Consider the following 20,859-nt stretch of genomic DNA (forward strand, 5'->3'; position numbering starts at 1 on the left):
TTTTATTCATCTTAAAGATTCAATTAAAAAACTGTAAAATACATTATAGAAGCGGATTTATTGAATTGAAAACTATAGAACAGTATCTTATATTGAAAAGTCCTTAACTAATTGAAATTTCAAGGGAATCTAATATGATAATTAGTACTTTAGTAGGAATTAAGGCAGAATATAGAACAATGTTTACAAAATTAGATAAAAGATTAAAATCAAGGTGAAACTAAGTAAAATAGCACTAACATTATCTAATGTTAGTGCTATTTTACTTTAGCCTTATCTTTTGTTTATTATAATTTTGTCTTTTGTGGGAGATTGCCAAAAATATAATTTTTTTGACTAACTACTATATACCCGTCTATAAAAATTTATAACATTTAATTATAATTTATAATTTCATATCTCCTTCTTTTATATGTCCAGCTTTTCTCATCCATTCTGATATTGTAAAAGATAAAATTCCAGGCAAAACAAAATGGAGTAAAAGTACTCCAATTAAAACTTTCCCTCCTGAACCCATTACCTCTATGGTTGCAAACTGACCTACAAGGCCACTAGTCCCCATTCCTGCCCCAATCATATTACTTTCCATTTTAAAAAGAATTGTGGAAACAGGGCCAAGAATAGCAGAGGTTATAATAGGGGGTATCCATATCTTAGGATTCTTAATAATATTTGAAATTTGTAGCATGGAAGTCCCTATTCCTTGTGCAATAAATCCACCAAATCCATTCTCTCTAAAAGAAGAAATTGCAAAACCTATCATCTGAGCAGAACAGCCAACAGTACTTGCCCCTGCAGCTAAACCACTAAGTCCTAAAGAAATGGCTAAAGCTGCACTACTAATCGGTAATGTCAAAATTATACCCATTAATACAGATACGATTATACCCATAGGGAAAGGATGTAATTCAGTAGCTCTATTAATGACGCTTCCTATTATAGTCATAAAAGAGCTCATAACGGGTCCTATATAGTTTCCTGCTAGCCCTCCAACTAAAATAGTCGCCAATGGTACCAAAACGATATCTACCTTAGTCTTGCCTTTAATTATTTTTGAAAACTCAGCTCCTATAAGAGAAGCAACTAGAGCACCAACTGGTTCCCCAACCTTTACCATTGCAACACCCTCTTGAAAGGTAACTGTTCCTGCTCCAATAGCTCCAGTTACAACAGAAGCAAATATAGCTAAGGGTGGAGCACCTACACTATATGCAACGCCTGCTCCAATAGCTGGTCCCATAAGCATTTGGGCAATTTGACCAAAACGAACCATCAATTCAATATTCAAAAGAGTACCTAATTGTTTTATTATAAGACCAATTAATAAAGAAGAAAAAAGACCTAAAGCCATTCCATTAAATATTTTAACAAAATAATTTTTAATTCTCCCTTTTACTTCTGTTTTTTTGTTTTCCAATCTAGCCACTCCTTTTCCATTTTATATACACTGTAAAGACTCCTGTCTTGTCAGCTTACTATACAAATATATCACCTTAGTCTCCATTTATCAAGTATTTTTTCTTAATAAGAGCTTTTCTTATTTTTTCCAAACTCTTTTCATCATCTACTTCTATAGTATGAATGTGGATACCTTCAGTAAGGGAGGATAAAGGTTCTGCTTTTGTCTTTCTTATATTATCCATAAATTCCTTTAAATCTAATCTAGAACTAATTTCCAGAGGACTTTTTATTTCTCCATATAAAGGATGTTCTACTATTACATCTACTATTTTACCGCCTAAATCCACTATAGTTTTCAATTCATCTTCTATTTCATCATAACCTTCGTGTTTACATACTATTTTTTTAGTCAGCTTATTCTCTTTATAAGCTCTAGGTATTATATATCCCTGAGGTGTAGCTAGTATATCTTCTCCTCTAGCTCTTAATAAGGCAATATCCTGAACTATTACTTGTCTACTCACATTAAACTCTTTAGAAAGTTCTGTACCCTTTACAGGTTTTATGCTTTTATTTAGTTTGTTTAGAATTTTTTCTCTTCTTTGTCCTGCATCCATTAATATTCTCCTTCCCTAGTGTATATAGTCATACTATTATTTTACCATAAAAGGTTGACAAACCCTATTTTATATAGTAAAATAAAATTCGACTTGTCCTAAATAATGGCCCTATGGTCAAGCGGTTAAGACACCGCCCTTTCACGGCGGTAACCCGGGTTCGAGTCCCGGTAGGGTCACCATAAGAAAAAGCTGTAGAATATTCTACAGCTTTTTTATTGAAATTATATACTGTCCTTAGAGGATTCGACTTTATATCCAGAAATTACCTTCATGTAGAAAATAATTCCTAAGGCTACCCAAAGAATTAAGGCAATCCTTGACTCTGCACCTAAAGCCGCAGGAGATGTGGGTACTAACAATAGTGCTACTGTTAATAAGGAAGCTACTATACCTAGTAAGGACATTGCCCTTTTAAATCTAGTTTTACCAAGTCTAAAAGCTATGAAACATACATAAAAGTAAGCTATGGCTGCTCCTAAGGAAGACATATCCACTATCCATAGGATAACTTCTCTCCCAAACCAAGGAGCTATCAAACTTATAACTGTTGCAAATAGAATTGCATTTTTAAATACACCATTTTTATTTACATAGGCATATTTTTTAGGTACCATATGGTGATTAGATATAGCACCCATTAATTTGCTAGTAGATATCATAAAACCATTAATACCTGATGTTACTGCTGCTGTTAAGGCTATGACTAGTAAAAGAAATCCGATCCTGCCTAAAACAGTTAAAACCCCTGCACCTAATGCCCAATCAAGATTAACTGCTTCTTCTGGAGAATAGACTAAACCTGTAGTCATATTGAGTATAGAATATATTAGGCTTCCAATAGATACAGATGCTATTGCTATCAAGGAAGCTTTTTTAGCACCAAAATTGAATTCTTTACAAATCTGAGGTATATTATCAAATCCTACAAAAGCAAATGGAGTTATAGCAAATATTTTTAATACTTCTCCTAAATTAAATTTATAATCATATATATAATTCCTTAAGAAATTTGCCCTATCTACCTTTATAAACATGGCAATAAATACAATAAATACTAGTGAAACCAAGGTTAGAGCAATTATATTTTGTACTCTTGCAGATTCCTTTATTCCCTTAATATTGATATAGGAAAATAATATGACTATTAGACTAGATATAAGAACTTCTCCAATATAAACTTCATATCCTGCGATACTATACAAATATCCAAATTGAAAAATATCTCCAAATATTTTTCTTATTACTAGTGGAAAAGCAGTGCCATTTAGGGGGATTATAGTTAGATAAGCCAATAACAAAAACCAGCCAACTATAAATCCATGATTTCTACCACAGTATTTATAAGTGAAGGAAAATTCTCCTCCTTCATCATTATGATTTTCTAGCATAATATGATAGGAACTTTGGATTATTATTATAAACAATGCACCTAAGATTAGTCCTATAGTTGTATTTATTACTCCTGCCTCTTTCAAAAACTTAGTTCCAGGCAACATAAAAGAACCCCAACCAATTATAGAACCTAAAACTATTGAGAACACATCTAATTTACTCAAATTTGATTTCATTTTTATTTCACCTTTTCCATTTGATAAAATAGGTTATGCAGAAATATTAAATATTTCTGCATAGCCTTTAACAAAGGTTATCATTATATACTCTAAATTATTCAAAATTATATTCAGTCACTATTGGTTTCCTTCCCGTTACTTTATCATTATAATATTCAAAGAAAGATAAGCCCATAAAGCTTCCTGATACATTATATACATTGTCAAAACCTAGATGTTGCAATGCCATAACTGCATTATAGGACCTTTGCCCTGATCTACAGTGTAAATAAACAGGCCTATCTTTTGGAATTTCATCTATCCTATCTCTTATTTCACCTAAAGGTATGTTTACAGCATTAATTATATGTCCTTTTTCAAACTCTTCTTTTTCTCTTACATCTATTATATAAGCTCCACTTTCTACAAGATCCCTTACTTCATCTACATGAACTTGTTTAAAACAGCTATGAAGTATATTTAAACCCACTAGTGCTGCAAAATTTACCACATCTCTAGCAGTTCCAAATGGTGGTGCATAGCATAGTTCTAAATCCTTTAAATCTTCTAAGGTACCGTTAAACTTTATTAAGGTAGCAATAACATCTATCCTCTTATCTACATTACCTTTGCCTATGGCCTGAGCCCCTAATACTCTTCCTGTAGGAACTTCAAATATGAGTTTGAAATGTAAAGGTTCGCTATCTGGCATTATACCTACCTTATCATTTGGTATTATCATTACCGTATCATAATCTATCTGCATATTAGTAGCTTTAATCAAACCTTCTGTTAAACCAGTAGATGCACCATTATAATTGAATACCTTTATTACAGAAGATCCTATTACCCCTGTATTGTTTACCGGTCTTCCGTAGATATGGTCTGCTGCTGCCCTAGCCTGCTTTTGGGCAGGCCCTGCTAAAGCTAATTTACTTTGGGTATGAAGAAGCCTATTGTATACTTCAATAGCATCTCCTACAGCGTATATATCAGGGTCAGAAGTTCTAAAGTTTTGATTCACAGCTATGGCACCAGTTTTCCCTAATTCTAAACCAGCTTTTTTGGCTAAAGTAGTTTCTGGACTTACACCTATAGCCATTACTACTGCTTCAGCATGAATTTTTCTACCCGATTCTAAGACAACAGTATCTTTTTCAAACCTTTCAACCTTATCGTTAACTATTAATTCTATTCCGTTATCTATTAATTCTTTATGTAATATCTGCACCATATCATAGTCAAAAGGTCTCATTATTTGAGGCATAGCTTCAACAATAGTTACATTATATCCAGCCAACTTTAAATTTTCCGCTGCTTCGATTCCAATAAATCCTCCACCTATTACCGTCACATCATTAGAATGGTTTTCTTTTATAAATACATTCAATTTAGCTATGTCCACTACATTTCTAATGGTGAATACATTTACTTCATCCATTCCTTCAAAAGGTGGAACTATAGGATTTGCTCCTGGAGAAAGAATAAGCTTATCATAAGACTCAGTATATTCCTCCCCTGTTACTATATTTCTTACCTTTACTTCCTTATTTTGTCTATCGATATCAATAACTTCATTATATACTCTTGCATCAATTCTGTACTGATTATAGAAGTCGTCTGGTTTCATTAAAACTAAATCTTCATGGTCCTTAATTAAACCACTTAAATGGAAAGGTAATGCACAATTTGAAAAGGATACATGAGGTCCTCTTTCAAACATTATTATTTCACATTCTTCATCTAGTCTCCGAATCCTAGCTGCTGCAGAAGCACCACCTGCTACACCGCCAATTACTAAAACTCTCTTAGGTTTTTTTACCATATAAAATTCCCCCTTAATCTTTACATTTTACTAATAACTTAAATTGGTTAAACGCTAAAATATTTTGTCTTGTATTTTAAATATTTATTGAATATTTAAAACTTTATTTTAATATATGATATAATATATACAAGCCTACTTTATAAGCTTATTAAATAGTTAGATATTTAATTAACTTACTTTATATATTAATGCATAAATAGCATTTTATCTAATAAATAGTCATTATACATGATAACCTTTTTTTATATACTAATTTCTCCCATAATCTTACACTTAAAAAATAATATTGGGGTGGGAAAATAATGAACTTAGATTATTTAAAATCCTTTTATGTTACTGTAAAATGTAACAGCATATCTAAAGCAGCAAAGCAGCTACACCTTACCCAACCAGGGTTAAGTATGCAAATCCAAAATCTAGAAGATGAGGTAGGGGCTCAACTATTAACAAGAAGTAATAAAGGGGTAGAGCTTACTGAAGAAGGAAAGATAGTATTTGAACATGCTACTACCATGCTTTCCATACAAAAAAATATTAAAAAATCCATAAAGGATTTAGAAAAAACAAAGAAAACCCTTTTTATTGTAGCTTGTAAAAGTTTAGGAGAGTATGTACTACCTTGTAGCCTGTATACTTTTAAAGAAATATATACAGATGTAAATGTTCGCTTAGAAGTATATAATTCTACTACAGTTATAGAAAAATTATTATCTCATGAAGCTAATATAGGTATAATTACTGGTTCTTATGTTTTTGAAAGTATTGCTACTATCCCGATACATTCTGATGAACTAGTACTAGTAGGAGGTCCTAAAACAGATTTTGACAATATAACTATAGATGATATGATGGATATCCCCTTAATCCTAAGGGAAGAAAACTCAACTAATAGGTTTTTATTATCTAATATATTAGCAAAACATTTAATAGATATCGATAATTTAAATATTGTTCTATCTTTTAACTCTCCAGAATCTATTAAATCTGCAGTTTCTTCTGGAAAAGGTTTTGCTTTTTTACCTAATATTGTAGTAAAGCAAGATTTAAGAAGAGGTAATTTAAAAAAAATCAATATTAAAGATTTTGATTCAAAGTTTAGCTATTATTTAGCTTATAGGAAAAACTATGAATTTACAGGCTACGAAAAGATATTTAAGAAATTTATCACTTCTAGCAAAAGATGCTTCTGTTATTAAATATATAAAAGATGGTGATTATCACCATCTTTTATATATTTAAGCTTCTATTTCTTTTTCTAATTTCATAAATACTTTCTTAAATATTTTAGATCCAATAATTCCTCCTATGGTCATAGCTACCAAGAAAAACCAACCTGAAAGAGAAAAATTGCTTAAACCTGAGTAAAGGGCGCCAGCATTACAACCTCCAGCTACTTTGGCTCCATATCCCATTAATAAACCACCTAAAGCATAAAAAGCTACATCTTTTAGTTTCATTTTAAAATTGAATTTAAAATTACCAGCTAGCAATAATGCTATAGCAGAGCCAAATATCATACCTATATTTCTTATTGTAACTGGATGATTTAAAAGTCCATTATTTACTGTATCCACAATTCCCTTAAACCCAGAAATAGATCCAAAATCTATTCCTATTTTATGAAAAAGCCATACACCCCACAATGTATATGGGCCAGAAACTCCCCAACTTGTTCCCGTTGTATTAATAATAAATACAAATATTAAAGCTGTCAAAACTGCCCCTGTATAGAAGGACCATCTTTCCACAAATAATTTATGATAGGTTTCCTTGCTAAAAAATTTATACTCTTCAGGTTGTGGAAGAGGCTTTTGCCAATTTTCATAAACTTCTTTTATTTGAGTTCCTTCCTTTTTTCTCTTATCTTCATACTTATTAGTAATTATATAAATTATTAGTAATAATAATAAAGAAACTACAACAGTTCCCACATATCCAAAAACATCTGGTAAGTATATTCTAACTCCAACTTTGGAAAAAAGGCTTTCTTTCCACCATGAATCCATAGCTGTCCCAAAGATTCCTCCAATGCAGAAAAATAGTAATACAATCCAACCCCTTCCTTCACCTTCTCCCGAGTCGGTCAAAGTACCTGAAGCACAACCACCTCCAAATATCATTCCTATTCCAAATAAAATTCCTCCGATAATTGTGGAAAGACTTGCAACTCTAACAAACCCAGTGCCTGGTATTACTACATCACCCTCCGCTGCCTTAAATGCCGGGACTGCACCATCTTGAGCTGCTCCAAAATGAATTCCAGCAGTAGCTATCATAGAAAGAGCAAACATTAACAATAATGCTTTTGTCAAAGATCCATCTCCTGTAAGGTAGAGCTTTTTAACACCCCCTGCAAATCCATATCTAGATCTAGTAAATATGTAACCTAATGCTAACCCTGTGATTAAAAATAAGGCTAGGTTGCTACTCTTTGAGTACTGATAAACTCCAAAAATAATCATTAATACTAAGACTAAAATGCCGATAAATATCTGACTCTTTTTCATCAATAATCCCCCTTTTAATTGGCATAAGCCTTTAATTTGTAATTTATTGTTAAAATAATATCCATTCGTTTATATTCTAACATGCCCATAGAACCATGTATAATAAATAACAATTATACATAATAAGATTCTTTTATAATAAAAAAACGCCTATTGAAATCAATAGACGCTTCTACTTGGCTTCCCACCTATAATATCTTAAATCTGGTCCAAAAAATCTTAAAGGTATAAACCTTTCTAATATTCTAGAAAATACCCTATCTGTATATATCTCAGAAATTTCTTTTGGAGTTAAATTGGTAGAAATAATGGTTTTAGTATTATTTATTAACCTTGTATTTACAATATTAAATATTTCTGCATTTGTAAAGGCATTAGATAATTCAGTTCCTAAATCATCTATAATTAAAAGATCTGCCTGAAATAATAAATCATATTCCCAATGATTAAATCTATCTATTTCTCTGCCAAATCTTCGTTTTTCGATAATCTCTAGTATTTTGAAAGCAGTTTGGTATATTACAATTTTATTTTTATCTAATAAAGCTTTTGCGATACAATTGCACATAAAGGTTTTTCCTAATCCGGTAGAACCATAGAATAGTAAATTTTCCTCATTGTTTTCATCAAAATTACTAACAAATCCTTCACATATACTGGTAATATTTGCTATATTTTCCCTGGGTGTCATGGTTTCATCTTCTATTGGCTCATCTGGAAAGATATTTATATTAAAAGTCTGGAAATTTTCTTTCTTTAATACATTCTCAATATTGGACATTTTATAAGCACGACTAATAAGAGCTTGTTTCAAACAGTTACATTTATCTCCATTGGGTAGATAACCTGTATCATTACATTGGCCACATTCATAGTAAGTGTCTAGATAATCTAAAGGAATATTGTTCTCCGTAAGGAGATAAGCTTTTTCCATTTTTAATTTCTCTATTTCTTTTTTTACTTTTTTAATATTTTCTTCATAGTTCTCAGGATTTTCAATTACTGCCTTAGACATGAGTAACCCAGTTTCTAATATAGCTCTATCTATTTTTCTTATCTGAGGAACCTTTTTATAAACCCTTTGAGTCCTGATTTTCTGTTCATAAACTGCTCTATCCCTTTTCTTTTCATACTCCATTAAAATATCCCTTAATATTTGATTATACATCACTTACTTTCTCCTTTTGTTTTAAAATAATATTCTTCTCGCTTTCTTCGTGCAATCTCCTCTAATTGTTCGGCAGTATAATTAGAGGTTCTCTGTTCAAAATTATGAAACTTAGTTTTTGTTGATCTTGGCCTTTTATCCGTTTTATAATATCTTTGTTCTTTCTTTTCCAAAGGCTTATCCTTTTCTTCTATTTCATCAACAGTTTTGATTCCTTTATGGTGCCAGGAGGTCAAGATTCCATCTATATAATTAATACTAGGATTAGAAGTCTTTTTAGAGTTTTCACACCCTCTAAGTACTATTTCCATAGTAAACTTATAATCTTCAAACCATTTATCTATAACTTTCATTTCCCCTACACTAGGTAATCTGTTTCCATATCCTAAATATTTCATAACCTGTTCGTATCTAGAATATTTTTGATTTGTCTCCTTAAAATGCTCTTGTAAAGCTTCTACATTAGTTATTCCTTGATCATACCAGTTTCTAATTATACCTCCTATATAATTAATGTTTCGTTTGCCTTTTTTTTCTACCCCATAAAAAAATGCTTTTACTATTATGTCTGGATTCATATTATAGTTATATATCCATTCTAACACTTTTTGCTTTTCATTAGGTACTAACTGTCTTCTCATAATATAATCGATTTGATTAAACATTTCATTTATAGCAGGTATTTGATTAGCATCTACTAAATCCTCAACTGAACAGGTATAGGATTTTGTGGCTATCTCTTCTCCCATTGTTATTGGTTTATAGTTGTTCTTTATATATAATTGTTTTAAATTTAAAAATTTAACCTTATAATCGAACTTACTATCTTTATCTATCCATATTTTTTCGATTATCCCCTTGTTTTCCCAGAAATCCCATGCATTTAATACATCGGACAATGGTATATCTAAATGTTTAGCTATAGTTTTATTGTCTACTTCAATTTTATTATCTTTATCATAGGCATATTTATAACCTAATAAATATACCTTTACATAGGTACCATTGGCCATAGGCATAAAATCATTTATAAATATATTTTCAATAGGTGTATCCCCTAAATCAATATCCGTAGTTTCAATTATAAAATCCATCTTTCCACCCCTAATATAATACTACCTGTTTAAAATCGGACAACATATTATTACAAATTTCTCCCCTATGGGCCATATCTTCCATTATGGATATAGCATCCTTTGGTTTCATTCCCTTCCTATAAGGTCTATCTTCCGTTAAAGCTTGATAGATATCTGCCAAAGTTATAATTTGATCCTCTTTGGTCAAAGTTCTTTCGTCTAGCTTTTCAGGATAGCCTTTTCCATTTAGCTTTTCATGATGGTTGCCAGCCCATTCTGCTATATCCTCTAAGCCTTTTATTTGTTTCAATATTAGTTTTGTATAATAAACATGGGATTTAATTATTTCAAATTCAGATAAATTTAATTTGCTTGGTTTTTCTAGTATATTTAAAGGGACAACAAATTTTCCAATATCGTGTAAATTTGCTGCAATAGTTAATTTTTCTATCATTAAAGGATTATATCCTAAATAGGTAGCAAAATTACCAGTAATGATAGAAATTTGTTTTGAGTGCTCACAAGTAAATTTACTTTTAGCATCTATTAGCATAGAAAAAGCCTCTGATATTTTATGTAAATCATCTATATCTATAAATACATCTTTACCTGGTTCGATTATTTGAATTGCTTTCTCTGTATTAGTTGATACTAGATCAAACCAAAATTTCTCTTTTAATAAAACGGTGGAAAAAGCCTCACATATTTCATTACTAAACATTTTGTTTATATATATATTTAACCATCTATGTATACTGTCTAGGTTCTTAAATTGTATCTCGTCTTCAACTTTCCTTAGGAAAAATAGTTCAAAATAATCTGCTAAATGGATTATTTGAGCAGCTAAAGGAATCTCATCACCTTGTAACCCAAAGGGGCCTGTTCCTTCCCATTCCTCATGGTGATATAATATGTATTCTTTTATTCTATCCTTCAATGGCAATTTTTCTAGTATTTTATAACCATTAATACAATGCTCCTTTTTTAAATCCTCATGAAAATGAATTTCCCTTACACTGTGACTTGATAGATGACCTGCCATACCTATATCATGGATAAGAGCTGTATAATATATATCAATTATATCATCTTCATTTAGATTCATCTCCTTAGCTATGCAATAAGCAATATAAGCGGTCCTCCTAGAATGGTTAAAATATCTATTTTCTGCTACATCTAATGCAAACGACAAACTAGTCAATAATTGTCCTAGTTTTATCTTTAACCTTTGCTCCATCTATTTTTTCCCCCATTTTTATATATGTATTCTTATCTATCTTCATTTTGTAAATATAATTATATACCTTTCCCCTTTTTATTACAAAAGAAGATTTTTCAGATACGAAGTAAGGATCCCTAAAATCGATTCTTTGATCAAAAAATTCATCTAAATATCTATCTATTATTTTAAATCCACTTTTTTCATAACATCGTAAAGCCCTTTTATTAAATTGAGCTACCTCTAAGAACAACTTTCTCATTTTCATTTCTTTAAAATAATAATCTAAAAAGGTAGTAATTGCTTCAGTACCATAACCCTGGTTTACATAATTAGGATCGAAGACTATTCCTAATACTGCATCTTTCCAAATTCTCCTTATATTTTTAATACCCATATAACCGATAAACCTATTTTCTTCATTGAATACACCATAGTACCTTCTGCTTTTATCTCCTGTTTTATAGTAATACCATTCTGTTAATTCTTCATCACTTATAAAAGGTAGATTATAGTCAGAAAGTAAAGGATTGTCGTGGGTCCCCCAAATTCTCATGAAATAGACATCCTCCAATTTTAAAGGAGCCATTTTTATCCTTTTCCCTATTATCTCCATATAAAACTCCTCTTTCCATTTGTAAGTGTGAGAAATTAATACTTCGAAGAAGGTTAATCTTCTTCGAAGTATATTTTTTATCTACTATTTTCTAATAATTTTTCCCCAAAGGCTTTTCCATATTCTATAGCCTCATTGAAGGAATCCTCAAAAGGTATAAAGCAACACTTTAAACCATTATCATATACTTTCAATTTTAAATTTTTAAGGTTTTCTTGTATAATTTTTACGGCTTCTCCGCTCCATCCATAGGAACCGTAAGCTCCTGCTAATTTACCCCTATTTCTAATAGGATTTATTACTGCGAATAAATCGTATATTGGTCTTAAAGTATTTTGGTTAATAGTTGGAGAGCCAATTATTATAGCAGTGCTTTTATCTATCTTTTCTTCTAAACTACTTACATCAACTAACTCTATATCCATTAGTTCTACATCAATATCTCCTGCCATCTTTATACCTTCTGCTATCTTTTCTCCTATTTTCCCAGTATTTCCATAGGCGGATACATAGGGCATAAATACTTTATGTTTCTCAGCCCTTTCTTCTGTATCTTCTGCCATTTTTTTAGACCAGTCTACATATTTTTGCCAATTGGAACGTAATATAGGCCCATGGCCTGGACAAATAGTTTTAATATCTAAGTCCTTTATTTTGTCTATTGCTTCTAACATATAGTTACTAAAGGGCTTTAGTATTACTCTAAAATAGTATTCAAAAGCGTCATCAAAATTATCTACTATATCATCAAACATTCTTTCGTCACAATAGTGACATCCAAATACATCACATGTAAATAATATGTTGTCTTCTTCAAGATAGGTAAACATAGTGTCCGGCCAGTGTAAAAATGGAGCAGATATGAATTTAAGGGTTTTGTTCCCAAGGTTTAATTTATCTCCATGGGAAACTATCATATACTTAAATTCCTTATCTACCATATTTTTTAAGAAGTTTATAGCAGACCTACTTCCAACTACTGTAGCATTAATTGCTAGATCTAATAAATGAGTTAAATTACCTGAATGATCTGGTTCTGTATGGTTTAAAACTATATACTCTATGTCCTCAAAATCTACTACCCTTTTTATTTTGTCTAAATATACTTCTTTAAAAGGCTCTTTAGATGTTTCTATAATAGTTTTTTTATCTGCATCAATAAAATAGGAATTGTAAGTGGTACCATATTTTGTTTCCATAACTACGTCAAAGGTTATTAAGCCCGGATCCAATATGCCGACCCATTTTACACTATCATTTATAGTTAAAATCTTGTCGTCCATATAATAAACCTCCCTACTACTCAGTATAATTCTTGTAGTAGTATATTTACCCAAACTTACTGTTAATTAACTATCCCCTTATATTCTCCTTGTTTAAGAATTTAGTAAATTCTTTTTTCCACACTAGCTCTACAATTCCAGTTGGCCCATTTCTATGCTTTGCAATTATTACTTCTCCAATATTTTTCTTATCCGAATCTTCATGGTAGTATTCATCCCTATATAGGAAAAGTACTACGTCAGCATCTTGCTCTATAGCTCCAGATTCCCTTAAGTCTGAAAGAATAGGCCTATGGTCAGAACGGAGCTCTGGTGCACGGGAAAGTTGTGACAAGGCTATTACAGGACAATCCATTTCCTTTGCCAAAGCTTTAAGTCCTCTGGATATAGCAGAAATCTCTTGTTGTCTATTTTCTTGTCTACCATCAGACTGCATCAGCTGCAAATAGTCTATAACAACTAAATCTAGGCCTTTTTCAATTTTTAACCTTCTACATTTTGCCTTCATCTCTGTTAATGATATTCCGGCAGTATCATCTATAAATATTTTAGCTTGGGACAAAGGACCCATGGCATCTATTATTCTAATCCATTCATCTTCATCTAATTTTCCACTAATTATCTTTTGTAGGTCTACATGGGATACTGAGCTTATCATTCTTTGAACTAATTGTTCTTTAGACATTTCTAAAGAAAATATAGCTACACTGGCATCTGCTTTAATAGCTGAATTGGTGGCTATATTTATTCCTAAGGCAGTTTTTCCCATGGAAGGTCTTGCTGCCAAAAGTATAAGATCTGAACTTTGCATTCCAGATAATTTCTGGTCTATATCAATAAACCCAGTAGTAAGTCCCGTTAATTCACCCTGATGGGCTGCCATTTCCTCAATCTTTGTAAAACTGTCTAATAACACTTGTTTTATGGGGGCAAACCCCTCTCTATGGCGGCCTTGTGTAATATCAAATATGTTTTTTTCTGCTTCTTCAATGATACTATTAACTTCTTCGCTACCTTCATAGCTCTTTGCCATTATATCATCACAGGACTTTATCAACCGTCTCAGTATGGACTTTTCCTCTACTATATCGCAATAGTATTTTACATTTGAAGTTATAGCCACTCCTCCTGATAATTCAGCAAGGTAGGTAACTCCTCCTAAACTTTCTAAGGTACCTCTTTTCCTTAGTTCTTCTGATAAAGTAATAATATCTACCGGCTCATTCCTATTGAATAATTCTATTATAGCTTGAAAAATTTCTTTATTTGCCTCTTTATAAAAATCATCAGGATGAAGCTGCTCTATTGCTGTATTTATAGCTTCTTTATTTAATATCATAGCTCCTAAAACCGATTGTTCTGCTTCTAAACTATGAGGTGGGATTTTTCCCAATGCATATGCTTCTATTTAAATCACCCCATTATCCTTCTATTACTTCTATTTTTAGACTAGCAGAAATTTCGGGATAAACTCTAACTTCAACTGTAGTTACACCTATGGACTTAATATTATCTTTCATTTCTATCTTTCTTCTATCAATATCAATTTTATGTTGTTTTTTCAATGCTTGAGAAATATCCTTAGATGTAATTGAACCAAAGAGTTTACCTCCTTCCCCTGCCTTTCCCTTTAACTCAATTGTTAGGCCTTCAATCTTTTCTTTTAATTTAAGAGCTTTCTCATATTCTGCTTTTTCTTTTGCTTCTTCAACCTTCTTCCTTTCTTCCCATTTCTTCATATTTGCAGGTGTTGCCTCAATAGCTAAGTTTCTTGGAAACAAAAAATTTCTTGCATATCCGTCCTTAGCATTAACCAGTTCTCCTGCTTTTCCTAATCCTTTGACATCTTTTAATAAAATTACTTTCATTCTTCTTCACCTTCCTTTAAATATTCATCTATAGCTTCAACCAGCATATCTTCAACTTGTTCTAGAGTTCTACCTTCTATTTGAGTACCAGCACTAGTTAAGTGACCTCCTCCGCCTAGCTTCTCGAGTATCAGTTGAACAGAAATATTACCTAAAGATCTACCACTAATATGAACTTTCCCTCCCCATAAAGTTAGAACGAAAGTGGCTTCTACCCCATTTATATTCAATAGATCATTGGCAGATTGAGCTGCTATTAATATGGAATCTTCCATATCCCTTTCTAATTTACCAATAGCAACTTTTTCAAATACAATTTTAGAATTTTTAACCACTTCTGCTTTATGCAAAAATGTGTCAAAATCATCTCTAAAAAGTTGTCTTACGCTAGTAGTATCAGCACCTGCCCTTTTCAGTATAGATGCAGCTTCAAAGGTTCTTACGCCTGTTTGGAATGTAAAATTCTTAGTATCCACAGTTATTCCAGCTAATAATGCATCTGCTTCAAATTTTGTCATCTCCATCTTATCTGACATATAGTAAAGTATTTCTGTAACTAGCTCACATGTTGATGATGCATAAGGTTCTAAATAGGTCAAAACTGTATCTTTAATAAACTCAGCACCTCTTCTGTGATGATCTATTAGGACCACCTTATCCGTTAAATTTAAAAGCTCTGGAACCTCTGTAAAGCTAGGTTTATGATTGTCTACTACCACCAATAGAGAGGACCTATCTACCATGTTTATAGCTTCTTCTGGTTCCAATACTAAATCCAAATATTCCGGTTGTTCTTCTTGCATTCTATCGTATATGTTTTTAATAGATGGATTTGTCCCTCCTAAAACAAAATATGCTTTTTTATTTCTGTTTTTTACAGCTCTAATTATCCCTATACTAGCACCGAAAGAATCCATATCTGGGTTTTTATGGCCCATTACAAATACTTGGTCTGATTGGTCAATAAGCTGCATTAGAGCATGGGATATAACCCTAGATCTAACTTTATTTCTCTTTTCTATGGCTTTGGTCTTGCCTCCATAGAAACTTAGATTATTATTTTCCTTTACAACAGCTTGATCTCCACCCCTACCTAAAGCAATATCTATGGCTGATCTAGCATATTCGTAGTTTTCATTTGGATTCTTTCCATTTACTCCTACACCCATACTTAAAGTTATAGATATTGTGTTACCCTCATCTATCTCTCTAATTTGATCTAATAAATCAAATTTTCTGCTTTGAATCTGTTGCAAATTTTTATTTTCAAATATGAGTATATATTTATCATTTTCATATTTCCGTACCAATCCATTGTTCATGGTAGCATAGGCATTTATAGTTTTGTCTATTTCCGCTAACACCAAAGGTCTATTTATCTCGGGAGTAGTACTTTTTACCTCGTCATAATTATCTATATATGCTAAACAAACTGCCATCTTTTCCCCTCTATATTTATTATAAAGAAGGGCTTGCTCAGTTTTGTTAACCCAGTATAACATTATAACATTACCTTTTGTGCTAATAGATTTTTTCCCATCAACTATATTATAATGGACCTCATAATATTTATTATTATATTCTATATTCAAAGGCTCTTTCTTTGTGTTTTTTAAAATATCTTCTATCTTTATTTTCGGTAATAAATCCTCTATATTCTCATTTAAGATATCCTCGTCTTCCATCATATCCTTGAATCTAGTATTATACCAAGATATAGTACCATCCATTTCAAGCATGACCAAAGGAAAAGGCATATTAAAAACAGCATGTTTAGTAGCTGAATCAAATTCTTCTGACAATCCTTCAATATATTTAGTCCATTCCCTTTCCTTATCCCTAAGGGTAATAATATATTGATAGATTAAATATGCTAAGGCTATAGTCAATAATAATGCTAATATAGGTTGATAATAGGCAATTATAGCTATAAGCCCCCCTATCATTATTAAATAAGTCTTTCCATCTTTCCACTTAAACAAATTATTATTATCCATAGTTATCCTCCTAGTGGAAATTAAATAGATTTCCTAAATTTTCTCAAGTCAAATATGGTATCCAGCACTCCAACAAAGGGTAGAAACCCTCCAAAGGGTATGATTAACAATCCGCCAATAAGTATTCTCGGAATAGTCTTTAGATTCCTCTTAATTAGTTTGTAATCTATAACTGCTAAACCCTGAATGAGAAATAGAAAAGAAATAATTACAGTTATATTTATTAATATGGTTTCATAATAAAATAATTGTAATTTTTTTATTATGAATGCACCTAAAAACATAATTGCAGTCCCTAACAGAATATTATTGGGTAATTTAAATCTTGAAAATTTAGGAATAGATACTATCCCGTAACCTAGCTTTCTAAGAGATAAAGAAGATAACAAATAATTCAAGTATGCTATTACTAAAGAAAATACCATTACTATAGACGGTGTAATTAAAAGAATATACTCAGACTGATTTTCTAAAAAATCCTTAACCTCTAAAATTTCATTCTTTGTTAAACCTGTATCTTTTAATATTTCTATTCTATAATTTATTACTTGATTAAAAGCATCTTCTAATTGATTGATAATGCTTACACCAGTCATATTCTTCATTATACTCATTATGAAAACAACTGAAATGAGAAATACTATAGCTGAAACGGACAAAACCACTAACGAATTTTTCCTCATCTTCATGGTATGGATTAATGATATGCTCAAAGGGGCAAATGCTATTAATATAAATATACCTGATATCATGTCTACCATCAACCCAATAGAAAAAGTTGATACTATCAAAGCCAATATAGCATAATTCATTCCATACCTAACCCCTAATATAACGAAGAGAATAGGATATAGGAAAATAGCCCAAGGCAAATAATATATTCCTATTAACATTAGTATTGTTGATACTGCTATAGCAAATATTGTTTCCATAACCTTCCTTTTTGGATCTATTTTCAAATCTTCCACCTCGTTCCTATTTAGTTCTTATAAACTCCATTAATTCGCTCAAATCTCCATACCATTTCTCAATTTTATGTCCTTCTAATATATTTAATTTTACCTTATCTTTTAGATTAGAAATTATATCTTCATAGTTTATTCCCAATCTTTTACTTAATAAAAAAGACAATAACATTATATTGGAAATTAAATCTTCCAAATCATCTTTGGTGTCATCTTCTCCTTTAGCTAATAATTGATATAAACTTGCAACAGAAGCCAATATTTCACCTTTTAACCATTCTATAGTTCTTAAGTTTTTTATTATATCCATCTCTTTTTTCTCGTCCATATTTTCACCCTTTTAATCATAATGACCATCTAAATAATTGTTTATTAAAATTAGTCTTATTAAAATAATACAGAGTATAATATTATATGTCAAACAAAAAAGAGAGGTTATTCCTCTCTTAATCTGCACTATATGGTAGTAGTGCTATTTGTCTTGCTCGTTTTATAGCTCTTGTTAGCTCTCTTTGATGCTTTGCGCAGTTACCAGAGATTCTTCTAGGAAGAATTTTTCCTCTTTCAGTAACATATTTTTTCAATTTGTTAATATCTTTATAATCTATGTGTTCAACTTTATCTACACAAAAATTACAAACTCTTTTTCTTGGTTTAAATCTTCTTTGCACCGTCTTTTCCCTCCTTCTTAGAATGGAATATTATCGTCATCAATTGGCTCAAAACCATCTATTCCTGAAAAGTCAGAATCTGAACTACCAAAATTGGTATTGTTTTCATTTCCCCATTCTAGAAACTGTACTCTTTCTGCTACAACTTCAGTTACATACCTTCTAGTACCATCCTTAGCATCATAGGATCTAGATTGAATTCTTCCCTGAACAGCAGTAAGTCTTCCTTTTGCTAGATAATTTGCACAGTTTTCCGCTTGTTTTCCCCATACGACAATATTTATAAAATCGGCTGTTGGTTGTCCTTTTGCTTCCATTTCTTGTTTTTTTTCTTTAGATAGCTGTTTGTCTACAGCTAAACTAAAAGTCGATACTGGAGTTCCTGTATTGGGAATATACCTTAATTCCGGATCTCTCGTAAGCCTTCCAATTAACACAACATTATTCAACCAAAACACCACCTTAAATTCTATTCATCTTCTCTTATTATCATATGTCTCATTATACTGTCGGAAATCTTACATACTCTGTCTAGCTCTTCTACAGTTTCTGGGGTAGTTTCAAAATTAACTACTATATAATATCCTTCTGATATATCATTGATTTCATAAGCTAGTTTTCTAACTCCCCATTCATCTACATTTGAAATAGTACCATTTGATTCTATGATACCTTTCAATCTGTCGAATAACTGGTTTCTTGCCTCATCTTCAAGACTTGGTACAAAGATAAGAACACCTTCATATTTTCTCATATCTTTCACCTCCTTCTGGACTAACGGCTCTATTATATATAGAGCAAGGATATATCTATAGAATTATATCATTAATGTAATTTTTATGCAATAGAAAATTGACTATTGATTCGATTTCAAAAAATTTATTCAAAATAAAATTATAATATTTATTTTACATAGATTTTACATTTGGGATACTACAGATTTTACATTTCCCAGATATGCTTATATTAAAGATAAAATTTGTAAAAGAAAGGTAGGTAATTAATTTATGAAAAAATTTATGAGTATATTTTTAATCGTTATTATGGTAATGGTTATATTAGCTGGTTGTACGAACGATAGTAGTAATGGCAATACTATTGAATCTGATTCTAGCAATGGAGACGGTTTTGATACTGGTAAAATTATCAATGTAGTTACTAGGGAAGAAGGATCTGGAACTAGGGGAGCCTTTATTGAAATTGTAGGAATACTAGAGAAAGATGCAAATGGAAATGAGGAGGATAGAACTTATTCTGAGGCAATTGTACAAAATGGTACCAACGCAGTTATGACTACAGTGGCTGGTGATGAATATAGTATAGGATATATTTCTCTTGGTTCATTGAATGACACTGTAAAAGCAGTAAAAGTAAATGGAGTAGAAGCTACTGCTGAAAATATATTAAATAACTCTTATGAAGTAGCAAGGCCATTCAATTTAGCATATAAGGGGGATTTAAATCCATTAGCTCAAGACTTTCTTAATTTCATACTTAGCTCTGAAGGACAAGATATTGTTACAAAAGAAGGGTATGTGCAAGTAGATACTCAAGCCTCAAATTATGAAAGCAATGGCACAGAAGAAGGTACTTTAGTTATAGCAGGTTCCACTTCTATATCTCCTTTAATGGAAAAATTAGTTGAAGCATATCAAGAATTAAACTCAGGCGTATCCATAGAAGTTCAATCTACTGGTTCTTCAGCTGGAATGCAATCTGCAATGGAAGGCACTGCTGATATTGGTATGGCTTCAAGAGAACTGAAGGATTCAGAACTTGCTGAATTAAATCCTGTAGTCATAGCTTTAGATGGAATTGCAGTTATAGTGAATAATAATAACCCTGTAGAAGATTTAAGTATCGATGATATAAAATCAATTTATATAGGTGAAACCACTAATTGGAGTGAAATTAAATAAGACACTCTCCCTTTCAATCAATATAGCCTAGTTAACTAGGCTATATTGATTTCAAAATTTAAATCATCAAAAATAGAAATGAAGGTGAAATATATGAAGTCTAAATCCATTGAAAATTTTATGAAAATAGTGTTCTTTATATCTGCGACTATGTCTATAATTGCCATAGTA

The 20,859-nt window shown here is 31.3% G+C and carries 20 protein-coding genes and 1 tRNA gene; 3 read left to right on the forward strand and 18 right to left on the reverse strand.

Annotated features, from left to right (window positions below):
• Positions 1–385: 385 nt before the first annotated feature.
• On the reverse strand, positions 386–1,426 hold the full coding sequence (locus tag C3E89_RS05530; RefSeq protein ID WP_442870589.1) for a PTS transporter subunit IIC: 1,041 nt from the start codon (positions 1,424–1,426) through the stop codon (positions 386–388).
• A gap of 67 nt (positions 1,427–1,493) precedes the next feature.
• Entirely contained in the window at positions 1,494–2,018 is a 525-nt protein-coding gene (locus C3E89_RS05535; protein ID WP_236911477.1) for a transcription repressor NadR, read from the reverse strand.
• A 107-nt stretch (positions 2,019–2,125) separates the two neighbouring features.
• Here C3E89_RS05535 and C3E89_RS05540 point away from each other — a divergent pair.
• Positions 2,126–2,200 (forward strand) — tRNA-Glu (locus C3E89_RS05540).
• 42 nt (positions 2,201–2,242) lie between these two features.
• Here the strand turns inward: C3E89_RS05540 and C3E89_RS05545 are convergent.
• Positions 2,243–3,589 carry an APC family permease gene (locus tag C3E89_RS05545; protein ID WP_236911478.1) on the reverse strand — a complete coding sequence of 449 codons (1,347 nt, stop codon included), beginning with the start codon at positions 3,587–3,589 and terminating at the stop codon, positions 2,243–2,245.
• Positions 3,590–3,686: 97 nt separating this feature from the next.
• A complete protein-coding gene (locus C3E89_RS05550) occupies positions 3,687–5,396 on the reverse strand; it encodes an FAD-dependent oxidoreductase (RefSeq protein ID WP_236911479.1) in 1,710 nt (569 codons plus the stop codon).
• A 305-nt stretch (positions 5,397–5,701) separates the two neighbouring features.
• Here C3E89_RS05550 and C3E89_RS05555 point away from each other — a divergent pair, with 305 nt between their 5' ends.
• A complete protein-coding gene (locus C3E89_RS05555) occupies positions 5,702–6,595 on the forward strand; it encodes a LysR family transcriptional regulator (RefSeq protein WP_236911480.1) in 894 nt (297 codons plus the stop codon).
• Between the two features lie 39 nt (positions 6,596–6,634).
• Here the strand turns inward: C3E89_RS05555 and C3E89_RS05560 are convergent, their stop codons facing one another.
• The 14 genes from C3E89_RS05560 to rpsF all read right to left on the reverse strand — a co-directional run bounded on the left by C3E89_RS05560 (position 6,635) and on the right by rpsF (position 19,523).
• Positions 6,635–7,906 (reverse strand): YeeE/YedE family protein, encoded by a 1,272-nt coding sequence (locus C3E89_RS05560; RefSeq protein WP_236911481.1) that lies wholly within the window; start codon positions 7,904–7,906, stop codon positions 6,635–6,637.
• Between the two features lie 172 nt (positions 7,907–8,078).
• The gene (locus tag C3E89_RS05565) at positions 8,079–9,074 is read right to left on the reverse strand and encodes an ATP-binding protein (RefSeq protein ID WP_236911482.1); all 996 of its coding nucleotides are present in this window, start codon (positions 9,072–9,074) and stop codon (positions 8,079–8,081) included.
• Complete coding sequence (locus C3E89_RS05570; protein WP_236911483.1) at positions 9,074–10,168, reverse strand: DnaD domain-containing protein; 1,095 nt, start codon at positions 10,166–10,168, stop codon at positions 9,074–9,076. Before C3E89_RS05570 ends, C3E89_RS05565 begins: the two co-directional genes overlap by 1 nt.
• 10 nt (positions 10,169–10,178) lie before the next feature.
• Positions 10,179–11,387 (reverse strand): HD-GYP domain-containing protein, encoded by a 1,209-nt coding sequence (locus tag C3E89_RS05575; RefSeq protein ID WP_236911484.1) that lies wholly within the window; start codon positions 11,385–11,387, stop codon positions 10,179–10,181.
• Positions 11,344–11,985, reverse strand: a complete 642-nt coding sequence (locus tag C3E89_RS05580; protein ID WP_236911485.1) for a GNAT family N-acetyltransferase — start codon at positions 11,983–11,985, stop codon at positions 11,344–11,346. Before C3E89_RS05580 ends, C3E89_RS05575 begins: the two co-directional genes overlap by 44 nt.
• A gap of 77 nt (positions 11,986–12,062) precedes the next feature.
• Positions 12,063–13,268: an FprA family A-type flavoprotein gene (locus tag C3E89_RS05585; RefSeq protein ID WP_236911486.1), complete on the reverse strand. Its 1,206-nt coding sequence runs from the start codon at positions 13,266–13,268 to the stop codon at positions 12,063–12,065.
• 70 nt (positions 13,269–13,338) lie between these two features.
• Positions 13,339–14,676, reverse strand: coding sequence for a replicative DNA helicase (gene dnaB / locus C3E89_RS05590; protein ID WP_236913443.1), 1,338 nt, complete (start codon positions 14,674–14,676; stop codon positions 13,339–13,341).
• Between the two features lie 13 nt (positions 14,677–14,689).
• The gene (rplI, locus tag C3E89_RS05595; RefSeq protein ID WP_236911487.1) at positions 14,690–15,136 is read right to left on the reverse strand and encodes a 50S ribosomal protein L9; all 447 of its coding nucleotides are present in this window, start codon (positions 15,134–15,136) and stop codon (positions 14,690–14,692) included.
• Complete coding sequence (locus C3E89_RS05600) at positions 15,133–17,133, reverse strand: DHH family phosphoesterase (RefSeq protein WP_236911488.1); 2,001 nt, start codon at positions 17,131–17,133, stop codon at positions 15,133–15,135. The genes rplI and C3E89_RS05600 overlap by 4 nt, the downstream gene beginning before the upstream one ends.
• Before the next feature lie 20 nt (positions 17,134–17,153).
• Positions 17,154–18,092: a DUF2232 domain-containing protein gene (locus tag C3E89_RS05605; RefSeq protein ID WP_236911489.1), complete on the reverse strand. Its 939-nt coding sequence runs from the start codon at positions 18,090–18,092 to the stop codon at positions 17,154–17,156.
• Between the two features lie 16 nt (positions 18,093–18,108).
• On the reverse strand, positions 18,109–18,426 hold the full coding sequence (locus tag C3E89_RS05610) for a MazG-like family protein (RefSeq protein ID WP_236911490.1): 318 nt from the start codon (positions 18,424–18,426) through the stop codon (positions 18,109–18,111).
• A 118-nt stretch (positions 18,427–18,544) separates the two neighbouring features.
• Entirely contained in the window at positions 18,545–18,769 is a 225-nt protein-coding gene (gene rpsR, locus C3E89_RS05615; RefSeq protein ID WP_236911491.1) for a 30S ribosomal protein S18, read from the reverse strand.
• A 17-nt stretch (positions 18,770–18,786) separates the two neighbouring features.
• On the reverse strand, positions 18,787–19,218 hold the full coding sequence (locus C3E89_RS05620; protein WP_236911492.1) for a single-stranded DNA-binding protein: 432 nt from the start codon (positions 19,216–19,218) through the stop codon (positions 18,787–18,789).
• 20 nt (positions 19,219–19,238) lie between these two features.
• A complete protein-coding gene (gene rpsF, locus C3E89_RS05625; RefSeq protein WP_236911493.1) occupies positions 19,239–19,523 on the reverse strand; it encodes a 30S ribosomal protein S6 in 285 nt (94 codons plus the stop codon).
• A gap of 253 nt (positions 19,524–19,776) precedes the next feature.
• On the opposite strand from rpsF, the gene C3E89_RS05630 reads away from it, so the two are divergent.
• Complete coding sequence (locus C3E89_RS05630) at positions 19,777–20,688, forward strand: substrate-binding domain-containing protein (RefSeq protein WP_236911494.1); 912 nt, start codon at positions 19,777–19,779, stop codon at positions 20,686–20,688.
• Positions 20,689–20,859 lie beyond the last annotated feature (171 nt).

Source organism: Clostridium sp. Cult1 (genome assembly GCF_021655095.1).
Classification (GTDB): domain Bacteria; phylum Bacillota; class Clostridia; order Tissierellales; family Tepidimicrobiaceae; genus Schnuerera.

Excerpts from the sequence above, each read along its gene's own strand:
- C3E89_RS05575 (WP_236911484.1), bottom strand. The coding sequence starts at position 11,387 with ATGGAGCAAAGGTTAAAGATAAAACTAGGACAATTATTGACTAGTTTG.
- C3E89_RS05580 (WP_236911485.1), bottom strand. The coding sequence starts at position 11,985 with ATGGAGATAATAGGGAAAAGGATAAAAATGGCTCCTTTAAAATTGGAG.
- C3E89_RS05535 (WP_236911477.1), bottom strand. The coding sequence starts at position 2,018 with ATGGATGCAGGACAAAGAAGAGAAAAAATTCTAAACAAACTAAATAAA.
- C3E89_RS05630 (WP_236911494.1), top strand. The coding sequence starts at position 19,777 with ATGAAAAAATTTATGAGTATATTTTTAATCGTTATTATGGTAATGGTT.
- C3E89_RS05610 (WP_236911490.1), bottom strand. The coding sequence starts at position 18,426 with ATGGACGAGAAAAAAGAGATGGATATAATAAAAAACTTAAGAACTATA.
- C3E89_RS05585 (WP_236911486.1), bottom strand. The coding sequence starts at position 13,268 with ATGGACGACAAGATTTTAACTATAAATGATAGTGTAAAATGGGTCGGC.
- C3E89_RS05560 (WP_236911481.1), bottom strand. The coding sequence starts at position 7,906 with ATGAAAAAGAGTCAGATATTTATCGGCATTTTAGTCTTAGTATTAATG.
- C3E89_RS05600 (WP_236911488.1), bottom strand. The coding sequence starts at position 17,133 with ATGGATAATAATAATTTGTTTAAGTGGAAAGATGGAAAGACTTATTTA.
- rpsF (WP_236911493.1), bottom strand. The coding sequence starts at position 19,523 with ATGAGAAAATATGAAGGTGTTCTTATCTTTGTACCAAGTCTTGAAGAT.
- C3E89_RS05555 (WP_236911480.1), top strand. The coding sequence starts at position 5,702 with ATGAACTTAGATTATTTAAAATCCTTTTATGTTACTGTAAAATGTAAC.
- C3E89_RS05550 (WP_236911479.1), bottom strand. The coding sequence starts at position 5,396 with ATGGTAAAAAAACCTAAGAGAGTTTTAGTAATTGGCGGTGTAGCAGGT.
- C3E89_RS05545 (WP_236911478.1), bottom strand. The coding sequence starts at position 3,589 with ATGAAATCAAATTTGAGTAAATTAGATGTGTTCTCAATAGTTTTAGGT.
- C3E89_RS05570 (WP_236911483.1), bottom strand. The coding sequence starts at position 10,168 with ATGGATTTTATAATTGAAACTACGGATATTGATTTAGGGGATACACCT.
- C3E89_RS05565 (WP_236911482.1), bottom strand. The coding sequence starts at position 9,074 with ATGTATAATCAAATATTAAGGGATATTTTAATGGAGTATGAAAAGAAA.
- rplI (WP_236911487.1), bottom strand. The coding sequence starts at position 15,136 with ATGAAAGTAATTTTATTAAAAGATGTCAAAGGATTAGGAAAAGCAGGA.